The sequence below is a fragment of the Halocatena salina genome, from assembly GCF_023115355.1.
Lineage (GTDB): Archaea > Halobacteriota > Halobacteria > Halobacteriales > Haloarculaceae > Halocatena > Halocatena salina.
The window spans coordinates 50,152-62,187 of record NZ_CP096020.1; the positions used below are offsets into that span (position 1 = coordinate 50,152).

At 56.2% G+C, this 12,036-nt stretch carries 11 protein-coding genes; 3 read left to right on the forward strand and 8 right to left on the reverse strand.

Annotated features, from left to right (window positions below; translation table 11 throughout):
- Positions 1-73: 73 nt before the first annotated feature.
- The 5 genes from MW046_RS13170 to MW046_RS13190 form a co-directional block, all read right to left on the reverse strand.
- Entirely contained in the window at positions 74-1,516 is a 1,443-nt protein-coding gene (locus MW046_RS13170; protein WP_247995221.1) for a lipase maturation factor family protein, read from the reverse strand.
- A 156-nt stretch (positions 1,517-1,672) separates the two neighbouring features.
- A complete protein-coding gene (locus tag MW046_RS13175) occupies positions 1,673-1,948 on the reverse strand; it encodes a winged helix-turn-helix domain-containing protein (RefSeq protein WP_247995048.1) in 276 nt (91 codons plus the stop codon).
- 262 nt (positions 1,949-2,210) lie between these two features.
- Positions 2,211-3,164 (reverse strand): formate/nitrite transporter family protein, encoded by a 954-nt coding sequence (locus MW046_RS13180; protein WP_247995049.1) that lies wholly within the window; start codon positions 3,162-3,164, stop codon positions 2,211-2,213.
- A gap of 156 nt (positions 3,165-3,320) precedes the next feature.
- A complete protein-coding gene (locus MW046_RS13185) occupies positions 3,321-3,581 on the reverse strand; it encodes a zinc ribbon domain-containing protein (protein WP_247995050.1) in 261 nt (86 codons plus the stop codon).
- Between the two features lie 317 nt (positions 3,582-3,898).
- Positions 3,899-5,014 (reverse strand): RNA ligase, encoded by a 1,116-nt coding sequence (locus MW046_RS13190; protein ID WP_247995051.1) that lies wholly within the window; start codon positions 5,012-5,014, stop codon positions 3,899-3,901.
- 98 nt (positions 5,015-5,112) lie between these two features.
- On the opposite strand from MW046_RS13190, the gene MW046_RS13195 reads away from it, so the two are divergent.
- Complete coding sequence (locus MW046_RS13195; protein WP_247995052.1) at positions 5,113-5,799, forward strand: RNA ligase partner protein; 687 nt, start codon at positions 5,113-5,115, stop codon at positions 5,797-5,799.
- Between the two features lie 229 nt (positions 5,800-6,028).
- On the opposite strand, the gene MW046_RS13200 is transcribed toward MW046_RS13195, so the two are convergent.
- Positions 6,029-7,981, reverse strand: a complete 1,953-nt coding sequence (locus tag MW046_RS13200; RefSeq protein WP_247995053.1) for an alkaline phosphatase D family protein — start codon at positions 7,979-7,981, stop codon at positions 6,029-6,031.
- 277 nt (positions 7,982-8,258) lie between these two features.
- Here MW046_RS13200 and MW046_RS13205 point away from each other — a divergent pair, with 277 nt between their 5' ends.
- On the forward strand, positions 8,259-9,080 hold the full coding sequence (locus MW046_RS13205) for an ABC transporter permease (protein ID WP_247995054.1): 822 nt from the start codon (positions 8,259-8,261) through the stop codon (positions 9,078-9,080).
- The gene (locus tag MW046_RS13210; RefSeq protein ID WP_247995055.1) at positions 9,077-9,949 is read left to right on the forward strand and encodes an ABC transporter ATP-binding protein; all 873 of its coding nucleotides are present in this window, start codon (positions 9,077-9,079) and stop codon (positions 9,947-9,949) included. The genes MW046_RS13205 and MW046_RS13210 overlap by 4 nt, the downstream gene beginning before the upstream one ends.
- A gap of 92 nt (positions 9,950-10,041) precedes the next feature.
- On the opposite strand, the gene MW046_RS13215 is transcribed toward MW046_RS13210, so the two are convergent.
- Together MW046_RS13215 and MW046_RS13220 are read right to left on the reverse strand one after the other, a co-directional pair.
- Positions 10,042-10,821, reverse strand: a complete 780-nt coding sequence (locus tag MW046_RS13215) for an IclR family transcriptional regulator (RefSeq protein ID WP_247995056.1) — start codon at positions 10,819-10,821, stop codon at positions 10,042-10,044.
- Positions 10,822-10,908: 87 nt separating this feature from the next.
- Positions 10,909-11,973 carry a Gfo/Idh/MocA family protein gene (locus tag MW046_RS13220; protein ID WP_247995057.1) on the reverse strand — a complete coding sequence of 355 codons (1,065 nt, stop codon included), beginning with the start codon at positions 11,971-11,973 and terminating at the stop codon, positions 10,909-10,911.
- Positions 11,974-12,036 lie beyond the last annotated feature (63 nt).

Below are 12,036 nucleotides of genomic sequence, written 5' to 3' on the forward strand. Positions count from 1 at the left end.
AAATATCACCGTTAGGAGCTATTGGCGGTCCATCCCTCTTGTAGGTATGGGTCCGATTTCGGATATGTGACAGTCAAATTCTAAGTTCTGCCTCTGATATAGGATCGACGTACGATCCAACGTATTCCCGCTGCCACCACTGTCCGGTTTCAGAGCGTTCTTCGGGTGTCGTAAACCGGTAGCGATACCGGTGTATACGCACCAATCTCGGCGGGTCATTCGGAAACGGATCGCCTCTAAACAACGAGAGCGTTGCGTCGTCGTTTTCGAGGAGCTTTCCGAGGAGCGTGAGGAGCCAGCGCTGTCGAGGTCCGGGCCGGGACCGCATCGCGGCGAACCACAGTTGCCAGTCCAACCGCAGGTGGTACGGCGCCCATTGGGGGGGTCGCCGATCCGTTCGGACCGGCTGTCCTTTGAATTCATAGGCCGTCCAGTCGTCCTCGTCGGGGTTTCGTGCTTGGGTTCCTTCGATCACGAGCTGATACCGCGTTTTCGTGATCGAACCGAACGCGCCGTAGGTGTTGACGAGATGGAGGGGATCGAACGAGGTATTCATCACCTGTTTCGAGGAAAGCATGTTCCGAACCGGTTGCACGCTCAAGATGACGACCAGCACGGCTACGAGTAGTGCTCCCGCTTCGAGAAAGAACGGTGGAGAGCTACTCGTTGGACTCCCAACAGGCAGGATCGACGCGAGCACGCCGTCGCTGAACGTCGCTACGCCTTGGACTGCCGTCAAGGCGTTCAGCCACGAAAAGTTGCCAGTGAGCATGAGCCACAGTTGAAACAGGATCGTTGCCCCACCGGCGAACGACCGATACGGCTGTGGTGCAAACAGCACAAACGGGATCACCAGCTCGACGACGTGGTTACCGAACACTTCTACGCGATGGAATCGGTCGGGGAGATGGTGGACGAACCAACTCGTCGGATTCGGCATCGGTTGGGTTTCGTAATGGTAATCGAGGCAGGTCAGGTCCCGCCAACATTCATCACCACGGATCTTGATGAGTCCAGCTCCGAACATGTTCCGAAAGAGCACCCATATGAGCAGCCAAACGATCACGACAGGTGGTCCGGTCGCCCCAGCTCCGAGGAAGATCGTTAAAAATCCGGTTTCGAGGAGCATCGTCTCCCAGCCGTAGCCATAAAAGATCTGCCCGGAATTGACGAAAGAAAGATACAGAGCCCACAACACACCCCAGAGGAACATCGACGCGGGAACGGCGTACGGTTCGGGCAACCAGTACGGTCCCCCGAGGAGAGCGAAAATCGAAAGCCCGACTCCGAGCGCTCCGATGGCTCTGATGACGCGATCGTCAGGAACCAAATAAAAAAGGCTCGGTCGCTTCCTGAACGTCGCGTTTTCGACGTACTCTCCGATCGGTAACAGCCCTTCCTCGCCTGCGAGGGGCCGGAACTGCTTCAGCGCGACGAGAAACGCAACGAGATAGATGACGGCGAGTGCTCGTTGAAATGCGAATCGAACGAGCCAGTAGCTCTCGCTACCCCACAACTCCATACTGAGTATCACTGGAGGAAGAGCTAAAAAACCCGCTGTGGGCTATCAGGGACTGTCGTTCGTCCTCTCGGTTTCCGGTTGGTCGTCTCCCTCATCGCCTCTGGTGGGTGTTGGGCTGTAGCGCGCGAGATACGGCTACAAAGGTACAGATTATGCGAGATTTTGGGCTTCGATCGTCTCCCACACGTCGGCTCCTTGGTCGGTAATCCCGTAAATGCGTCCTTTCTTCCGGTCTTCCGGTACGAGTAGTTCGACGAGAGAATGCTCTCGAAGCTCACGCAGCGCCCGCGAAACGTGAGAGATCGGAATCTGAGCCTCGGTAGCGAGTTGCGACGGCGTCGTCGAGCCATCTGCCAGTTGGTTGAGCACGTCGACACGGTACGTTGATGCGAGGACGAAGCTTACGTCATCCCATTGCGGTGTCATTGCATACCACGACATGCGCGTTTGGGTACAAGGCACTTGAATACTCGGAGCATACACGATCTGAACACCCTGTAGTCACTGGTTGGGACACTACATCGTTCACTACGTGGACGGCGGTATTCGTTCCGTTGGCCCACCAGCAGGTCCGCTTCTCCCTACGATCGATAGCTAACCATTTGATACACGGATCACCGGTCGTGAGTTCTTGGGTGTTGTTCCGGGGTAAGTGTTACATACGTCGATAGATAGCTGTGGCGTCGGGTTACTCGGAAATAGGTTTTGACTCCTCATCGGTCGAATGGGCCGGTGTGTTCGTCTGTCCCCCCTTCCAGCTGAACAACAACTCCCGTGGAGAGAGCACTCGGGCCTCTGGATACGGATGCTGTTCGACCTGGGCGAAGTTCACTAGTCCAACGAGGAAGACGCCGCCGACGGTGTTTCCGAGTAACACCGGTAGCCAGAACTCATAGAAGATGCTTACTCCACTCCCGTTGACGAACACGAAATAGAACACGTCACACGCGGCAGTGATGACGTGAAAGAGATCGGCCACGGCGATCGTATAAAAGACGATGTAAATGAGCAACAGGCGTGCGATCGTATCGCGCGCGGCGTTGCCGAGCCACACCACTCCGGCGACGAGCCAGCCGGCAAACAGCGATTTGAAAAACACGTCCCACCACGCAGTTTCGAGACCGTGTTTGGCGAACATTGCTCCTGCCTCCATCGTTTGTGGGGAGAGGACGTGTGTATTGGCGAGAATGTACGAGCCAAGTCCGGCTCCGAGAACGTTCCCGATCAGCACGATTGTCCAGACACGAATCAGCAACGGCACGCTGGCGAGTCGAGTCAACACCAACACGACCGGTGGAAGCGTGTTCTCAGTGTACAGCTGATACCGACCGAGGATGATGTACATGAATCCCAGCGGATACAGAATCGCACTCAGGAAGTTGTTGTGTGGGAAGTATGTCTTGCCTACCGCGTATCCGATGAACGATAACACGATCGCAAACCCAGCAGCAAAGCCGCTGAAAATGAGTTCCTGTTTGCCTGTCGCGATCTCCTCGTCGGCGCTTGCGATCAGCCGTTGAAAGATTTCGTCTGACGAAAAACGATCGCGGATCGCCCATCCGGCGGCGGGTGCGCCCGATGCGGCACGATCGATCGCTTCCCGGGTTTCGCTATCCTCACTTTCGAACTTTTTATTTGTCATGAAATTATCATTAAGGCGTCCTTTCGATCGTTTCGCTATAGATTGCGTCCGTCAAGCGTGCATTGTAGTCGCCTTCTTCGCCCTAAAGCGGGCTTGTCGGTGTACTCCTGTTCTGGCCGACCTACTGGGTGGCAGGCGAGTAGCCGCCATTCACGTTCAGCGCCACCAGAAGCCTGAGGCTTCTGGTCGGCTCACAAGAGTGAAGCTCTTGTGAACGTCGACAGAACGTTTGCGTTCTGGCTGTCCCAGATATAATCTGGTGACCACCTTGTAGTCCACGTTGACCTCGTAGCCGCAGTTCTGGCAACAGAACCGTGTCTGCGTCGTGTGGTTTTCGTCCAGCGTCGTTCCGCACTTCGAGCACTGGGTGGACGTGTACGCCGGAGCTACCTGCGTGGCGTCGATACGCCCGTTCACCGGGGAGAGGATACATGGTCATCATGGAACGTGACACTCCGTTTGTCGTACCGGACGGAGGGCGTCGAGATGTGTGGTTGTGACGCCTGCTTGCCGTTCTGCTACCGGGCAACCACGCCCTTGATGGTGTCGTGGCATAGAGGTTGTGCTTGGGTATGGGAGTCGGTCGGCAATCGAACGACAGTTGGTTCTCACCGTGTCGCGTTCCTTCCCGCCGTGAACGGCGGAAGTTCCCGCTTGTATCTTGATGACTCACTGTATGGGCCTTATACCTTAGCCTGCATGGACGTTTCGGCCGCGACTGAAACGGTTGTAGGTCAGTCCCGATGAACACCTTCTTCGAGGTAGTATTTGATCTGATCTCGTGTTGCTTCGGCCACTTTCACGAATTCGACGATCTGCTCATCGTTCTCACGAGTGATTTCGTTGATTTCGAGTGTCAGTGATTGGTCGTAAAGGTGTTCGAGCAGTGCGTCGATCTGCTCGGGCGAGCCACGGACAGTGAACTGTTCGCCGATGGATCTGCCGTTTGCTGTATCACGAATGGTTTCGACCATCGGGAGCAAGATCGCCTCACCTAGTCGGTGTGCGCGCTTGCGGAGCTGGTCGTCGTCCGCTTCGAATTCGGCGGCCTGAAACGCCTCTCGGACGAGGCGCGAGAAGACGAAGTCCCGTCCCCGATCGAACGGTAACGAGAACGCGTAGGCGAGTTCCTCGTGGTGTTGGGATTTTGTCGTGTACTTCGCCATCTTTTCCCCGTTTAGCGTCTTTATTACGACGCCCTCCCGTTTTGCTGCATCGAGCATCTCGATGGCCGCACGGATGCCGTCGATCGCTTGCGATGGTCGATACCGGCCGAATAGCCGTGGCTGGGGAAATCCATATTCGGAACAGAGTTCACGTCGATCCAGAACGGGGAGCGGTTCACCGGACTCGCGGTCACGGATGTCGAACACACAGAACGTGTGAGAGTCGATCTCATCGTAGTCGTGAGTCGTGTATGGTGTCTCTGGGCCGACGAGTTCGACACAGAGCATTCGATTTGGATGCTCACGGAAGAAGTCCGCAGGGGCAAGGAGTTCCTTGGCACGCGCCGTCGTGTACGGACACACGTATCCACTGCGGGTGAATGCAAGGGGTTCATCGATGTTCGCGATCCGAACGTTCACTCCATCGAGTTTCTCCTCGACCGCGAGTTCGTTCTCGAAAAACGATGGAACGCCCGCCTCGATCACGAGTATGCGAGGAATCTTCGGGTATCCCCGGACGACGGTGTCCTCGATGACGATGGTGCCGCGTTCGATGCCGTGTCGCGCGTTCGGGAGTGCGTGGTACGTACGACCGGCTGCGGTGCGTCGCTCGAAATGTTCGAACAGATCCTCCGTGTCTGTCGCTGTCGAATCCAATCGGTCGAGACACTCCCGATCGTCCATACTGTACCTGGGTGGTGCATCCTGAAAAGTGCGTGGGAGAGAATATCAACCACAGAATGACAGTGAGAGCTTTGTGGGTGCTCCCCGAATTCATGGGTATGGCTGGATCGCTTCCACGCCAGCGGTTCGTGCTCGATACGTCCCTGTTCATCACGGACGAGATACGCGAGGCAGGACGTTCACTCCAGGAAACCATCTTACATCTACTCGATCTCGTGGCAACGGCTCGGCTCGAACTCAACATTTCCTGTTACATGCCGCCATCCATCCACGACGAACTCGGGACGATGCTGCGCGATCGAGAGGTGAGTGATGCAGTTCACTCTCGACTCGACACGTGGGTCGTCAGAAAAAGCCCTGACCGGTACGGTGTTACGATTCCTGCGGACATCGTGTATGAGTTCATCGACGAGATGAGCGACCGCGTGAATCGTGGCCTTCGCGTCTCGGAGGAAGCGATTCGGGAGGTTGAGCAACTCGATCCAACCGAGTTGGCAAGCGACGCCGACCGAAGCGAATACATGACGGAGGCCGACCGCATCCTCTCGGACATGCGGGATAAGTATCGTCGGGCGCTCCAACGAGGGGTCCTCGACTCGCGCGAAGATTTCGATCTACTCGTGCTCGCCCGAGAACTCGACGCCGGGGTCGTGACCGAAGACCGGGGTATCATCTCGTGGGCCGACGAGTTCGGTCTTCGATACGTTCGGGCGGGCCAGTTCCCGACGCTTCTCGAAGAGTATCTCAGGGCTACTGGAGTCGAAAATTACGGTAGTGAGGCGTAACCATCGAACCCCCATAATGGAATTCTTACTTATATATAGAAAACTATAATAACATAATGTTGTTGCTATCCGTCTCGTCGGGATTGACATCGCGTTGACTGTACATGAATGATCGGTAGTTCCGGGGTGCTTTCCATCGGAGACGCCGCACCCGTTTTGTTTGAGCGCAGAACGGACGAGAGGTTGTCGTAGAGCCGTTCCAGAGCGTGGCGGTCACCGTTTCGGTGAGCTACTGGTTCGCTGAAATCGAATTGGTCTCCCTCTGCTCTTGGTTCGGCGCATACGACGCCTCATCGAGGACGATCCCGTCGTCGTTGGCAACGATCACCAGATCCGGTGAACTGTCGTTCAAGACGGGATCGTCGAATCCAGTGTAGCGGGTCGAGGCGGTGTCTTTGCCGGTGCCGTTCCGGACGGTTACCGTCTGTCCAGCGTCCAGCGTGAACTCATCGAACGTGTAGAACTGACTTTCCCAACCTTCGAAACCGAGCCGGAACCCGGAGCAGTCGACCGTTGTGTCGCCCGTGTTTCGGAGGATGACGTATTCTTCCTCTAGATCGTCACTGTCCGGGGAGTTTGGCTGAATTTCGGTGATTACTAGTGGCTCGTGCGGCGGTCGTTCGGAGTCGAGTTGCGCGCCCGGTTCTCGATCGCCCGTCACGAACGACGCGATCGTTTCTACCGACGCGTTCGGCTTTTCAACGGTCGACACGACTCGGTAGTCGGTTCGCCACTGATCGGGAGTGATCGTACACCGAACGTAGCCCCGGTCGTCGTTAGCGAACTGCTGCCACGGTTCGCCCAGTTCGGAATCGTATCCGGTCAACCCGGTGCCGTCACCGAACGAGGAGATCGATGTACCGACGTATTCGGTGGCGACGGTCTCGGCGTCGGGATCGGTGGCGTCAGCTTTCACGTCGTACGCGTAGTTGCGGTGAACATCACCGGTGATCACGACCGGATTCCGGACGGAGTCCCGTTCTAGTACGGACAGCAACCGCTCTCGGCTGGCCCGATAGCCGTCCCACTTGTCTCCGCCTCCGAACTCCCGTTTCTCGGGATGTGGGTTCTCGTCGGTTGGGGCTACCGGAACCTGATTTGCAAGGACGTTCCAGCGAGTGTTCGACTCCGTTAGTCCTTCGAATAGCCACGACTCCTGTTCGTCGCCGAGTAACGTTCGATCGGGATCGGCGGCGGCGTCGCCGGAGTACACTTGATCGTCTCTGTATTGACGAGTATCTAATACGTTGAACTCGACCAACTCCCCGAACGTGAACCGCCGGTATAGTGGGAGATCCGGACCGTCCGGTTTGCGGGTGGGACGCAGCGGTTGGTGCTCGAAGTACGCTTGGTAGGCGTTGGCTCGGCGTTCGAGGAACTCCGCGGGTGGATCCTCGTTCTGGGAGATCTCGTCGGCGTAGTTGTTCTCCACTTCATGATCGTCCCATGTCACGATCCACGGACAAGCCGCGTGGGCGGCTTGGAGGTCCGGATCAGTCTTATACTGGGCGTACCGGATTCGATAGTCGTCTTTCGATGTGATCTCTCTGGGTGGTTCGTGCCCGCGGCCGAGCGATCCTTCTTGTTTTCCCTCATAAATGTAATCTCCAAGATGAATGGCTACGTCCGGTTTGTCGTGGGCGATCTTTGCGTGCGCCGTATGATACCCGGCAGGATAGTTCTGACACGAGGCAAATGCGAACGTGAGTGAATCGATCTCCGTCCCCGCTTTTGGAGCCGTCTTCGTGCGACCGACGGGACTCCGATACGGTCCAACGGTAAACTGGTAGAAGTATTCGGTGTTCGCTGCCAGTCCGCCAACGTCGACGTGTACCGAATGGGCCCACGCCGAATCGGCGTTCGTCGTGCCCGTCTTGACGATGCCGTCCATCTCTTCGTCGCGTGCCACCCACCACTGCACGGGAACGGAGCGATCCGGCATCCCCCCGTCCTCCGATAGCGGTTCCGGGGCAAGGCGCGTCCAGAGCACGACAGAGTCCGGGAGGGGATCACCCGATGCGACCCCCAGAGTGAACGGATCGTTCTCGAACGGTCCTTTCGTTTCCTCGGCCGCACCGGTGGCCGGACCACTCGCGGGAGCAAAGCCGACGACCATCGCGGTTGCTCCTGCCCGATGGAGAAACGTCCGTCGGTCGCTCTCGAATTGATCTACGCCTTCCATTTCTATTCCCAATAACACGCCTCGAATAAAATAAGTTAAAGTTATTCTGTTTATATTTCACATCTATATGGATTTCATAGAGTAATTGGTAGCCGAACAGTCCGGTCAGAGGAGAACTCATCTATGCATTAGTGCTAATTATTTCGTCTTTATCGGTATCTAGATCTTTGGGATCCAATCGAGGATGGGGGGACGACGCGATGTACACCCTGAATTTATATATGAAGTAGATAAATATATGATAAGAATGATAGGTGTACCGGTTAGTTTACGAGGAGTGGACCGGGGTGACGTTACAGTGTGGATCGATCAGGTCAGAGCCTTCGCCGAGCGGAGTTTGCGAGAGCTTTCTGGCAACCGGATTATGTTGTTTTGGGCGTTCGTTTTTCCGTCGGTCATGTATTTGTTGTCCGTGGAGTTGGGTCCTACCGACACCGGATCCATCCAGCGGGCGGTCATGGCGGTGGCAAACGGAATGTTCGGTTCGATGTTCGTTTGTCTGTTCATATTTGGCGAGCAACTGGTTACTGACGTAGAGGATCAGCGATACGAGGTGTACCGTGCGCTACCGATCCATCCGTTCGCTGATCTGATGGGACGGATGGTCTCTGTCCTCTGCTTCGCTTTCGGTGCGTTCGCCTCGACACTGTTCGTTGCCGCGCTCACAGGGGCTTCGTTCGATCTCCATGGCGTTTCGTCGGTCTTGATTACTGTCGTGGCTGGGACGTTGTGTTGTGTGCTGTGGATGGTCGTGGCGGTCCCGGTCGTCGTCGTTACTGAGGACGAACGGTACGCCGGGTTCATTACGACGGGGATCGCGGTGGGTACGTTCATGCTCACCGGGTACAACGGTGTTTTACCGGCATTGTTTCCGTTCGAGGAGTGGCTGTTGAACTACCTTCCGAACGCACTGCCTACACGGCTGTTGGTCTCTCACCTAGTCGATGTCGATCAGTCCGTGGCGATCGAGCTCTCTCGGGCGGCGTTACCGACGAACACCGCGTATCTCGGACTGCTAATGGGATATGCGGTGGTGTGTCTCACCGTCGGATCGGCGGTGTTTCACCGTTCGCTGTACAAACGGGGTGAGTGGTCGTGAGTTCGCCACACGAGATCATCAGGGCACAGAACGTCCGGAAAACGTTCGGCGACGACGGCGTTCTCACGAACGTCGATCTCGTCGTCGAAAAGGGAGAGATCCTCGCGTTGATGGGGAAAAACGGCGTCGGAAAATCCGTGCTGCTGTCCTGTTTGGCGGGCAGTGAACCCCTTTCTTCCGGTCGTATCGAGGTGTGTGGCGTCGCACAAGCGGGTCGGGAAGGAGTTGCTGGCTTTCTCTTACAAGAGGCGATGTGTATCGATCGGCTCACGGGTCGAGAGACCATCGCGTTCTACGATCGGCTCCACCCGCGATTCACTAACGCGTGGCGGGAGTACACCGACCAGCTCGATCTCGATGATCTCGACAAGCGCGTCGATACGTATTCGGGCGGGATGAAACGCAAGCTTGAACTCGTGATCACGCTGTCGATCGACGTACCGGTGTACTTCCTCGACGAGCCGACAGCGGGGCTGGATCTATCGGCGATTCAGGCAGTGCACGCCATTCTCCGTGAACAGCGGGCCGCGGGCAAGACGATCGTCGTCGCCAGTCACCTGCCGATGGACGCAGGGCTTGCCGATCGCATCGCATTCCTTCAGGGAGGAACGATCGTCGCTACGAATACACCGACAGCGTTGCTGTCAGAACTCCCTCCAGTGATCACCACCGCGAGCACGGACACCGCAGACGCGCTCACCGAGCATGTGCTTGGCGGAGAACTGTTCAGCGACGGTGGAACAGTGCGCGGGTTCGTCCGTCCGAGTCTGGTGTCCACCGTTACCGATGACTCGGACGTGCGAACCACCGAACCGACGTACACGGACGTGTTCAACTACTACACGAACCTTTCCCAGGAGAGCTACTAACCCAAATATCAACCGACAGAGTAAATCGAACTCGTTCGAAATCGACCTCGGTCCCGTTGATAGCGTCCACGCATGCTGTTCCGTACGCATCTTTATTCCATCCAGTCTCGATATGTACTATTTATTTCTATGACGCCTGAAACGTTTCTGATCTCCTGAGGGATGGTCTCGTGAAACGTTTCGTCATCGATCCGATCGACGGGGCCGCTCACGCTGATCGCACCGAGTAGTTCGTCGACCTCCGTAGCAAGCGCCGTAGCGACACATCGGATACCATCGAACTGCTCTTGATCGTCGAACGCGATTCCGCGCGATCGTATCTCTTCGATTTCCGAGCGGAGCGTTTCCGTCTCGGTCGTGGTGTTGTCGGTGTGGTACTCCACGTTTCGTTCTAGAACCTCGTCGATGGTACTGTCGGTCATCACTGACAACATCGCCTTGCCAGCGGCTGTACTGTGGAGATCCTCCTGGATACCTAGATGCGTTGGGATCGTCTCTCGATCGTGGTGTGTCGACTGATACAGCGTCACGGTGTAGCCTTGTCGTTCGACGACGAGGCGGGCTGTCTCGCCCGTCGCTGCTGCGAGTCTATCGACGCCGTCTTTGCCGATCTGGAACACTCGTTCGCGCTCCCGAGCAGCACCACCGTACGACAGTGGCCGGAGACCGAGTTGATACGCACCGTCCGTTTTCTCCACGAAATTCTGCTTTCGAAGCGTCGCAAGATAGTGATGTACGGTGCCTTTCGAGAGACCGATCCGATCGCTAAGCTCGGTTACACCCACTTGTCCCGTGCGCCGCAACTCCTCGAGGATCAAAATCGCGTTCTCAACTGATTTGATCGTTTTGCTCTCTTTTTCCCCCTGCTCCATATCATCTACTCTGTCTGATGCCACAAGTATCTCTCCATGGTGTATTGTTTATATTATAAATTTATTGATATTATAACTTATATAGGATCAATTGTCATCGTAGATTCGATCTATGATCCGTTGGACGGCGAGCGCTTGTTCGACCGTGTTGATCGATGGCGGTTCGTCGGTGGCGACGGCGTCGATAAACGTCTCTATCTGTTCTTTGTATGGGTCGTTTCGGTTCGTCGTTACCGAGCTATCGAGGTAGTGATCAGCCCCTCCAGTTCGTGCTTCGAAGAGTTGGAGCGACTGGTGAACGTCAGCGGTAGCGTTCAACACATCGGTGATGTCGAGGCGGGCACCGGCTTCTGTGCCGTGGATGTGATAAGTGTGTGTGGTTTCGGCGTTGACAGCCCATGCGACCTCGACTGTCGCAGTCGTGTCGTCCTCGAACTCCAAAAACGCCGACACTGAATCCTCCACGTCGAACATCTGTGTATCGTCGTCCTCACCCCACATATCGAGATACGCATATGAATCACGACCGCCGAAATCGCTTCGAGTCGTGGACATGATATCGTCCACATCCGATTCATCCAAAAAATACAGTAATAAATCGATCACGTGGATCCCGATGTCGATCAGTGCACCTCCCCCCGAGATCTCCTTGGAGGTGTACCACGATCCCCGGCCAGGGACGCCACGCCGGCGCATGTAGGCCGATTGAACATGTCTGATCGTACCGAAATAGTCCCGATCGATATACCATTTCAGGATCTTACAGACGTTCAGAAACCGGCTCTGATACCCTACCATACAGATTCGATCGGTTTCCTCGGCGACAGTCGCGATTTGGCGGGCGTTTTCGAGCGTGTTCGCTAAGGGTTTTTCGATGAACACATCGATTCCTCGCTTCATCGCCTCGGTGGCGACTGGGGCGTGAAACTTGTTCGGTGTCGTGATGACGACCGCATCGAGACCCTGTTCGAAGAGCGCCGTCGGTGTTTCGAAGTGATCATCACCGAATCGTCGTTCGAAGTTCTGCCGTGCGTCCGGACTCGCGTCGGATCCGTACACCTGTTGTCCGAACTCCTGAAGAATCTCCGCACGGTGTAATCCGTGGGTCCCTAGCCCTACCACTCCGATGTCGAGGTACGCGTTGGTGTTCATGCCCGTGTGTCAGACGGGACACTGATACTGGTTTCGACCGTCTGGTTGAAACCGGCCGTGTAC

Excerpts from the sequence above, each read along its gene's own strand:
- MW046_RS13175 (WP_247995048.1), bottom strand. The coding sequence starts at position 1,948 with ATGACACCGCAATGGGATGACGTAAGCTTCGTCCTCGCATCAACGTAC.
- MW046_RS13180 (WP_247995049.1), bottom strand. The coding sequence starts at position 3,164 with ATGACAAATAAAAAGTTCGAAAGTGAGGATAGCGAAACCCGGGAAGCG.
- MW046_RS13190 (WP_247995051.1), bottom strand. The coding sequence starts at position 5,014 with ATGGACGATCGGGAGTGTCTCGACCGATTGGATTCGACAGCGACAGAC.
- MW046_RS13195 (WP_247995052.1), top strand. The coding sequence starts at position 5,113 with ATGGCTGGATCGCTTCCACGCCAGCGGTTCGTGCTCGATACGTCCCTG.
- MW046_RS13200 (WP_247995053.1), bottom strand. The coding sequence starts at position 7,981 with ATGGAAGGCGTAGATCAATTCGAGAGCGACCGACGGACGTTTCTCCAT.
- MW046_RS13215 (WP_247995056.1), bottom strand. The coding sequence starts at position 10,821 with ATGGAGCAGGGGGAAAAAGAGAGCAAAACGATCAAATCAGTTGAGAAC.
- MW046_RS13220 (WP_247995057.1), bottom strand. The coding sequence starts at position 11,973 with ATGAACACCAACGCGTACCTCGACATCGGAGTGGTAGGGCTAGGGACC.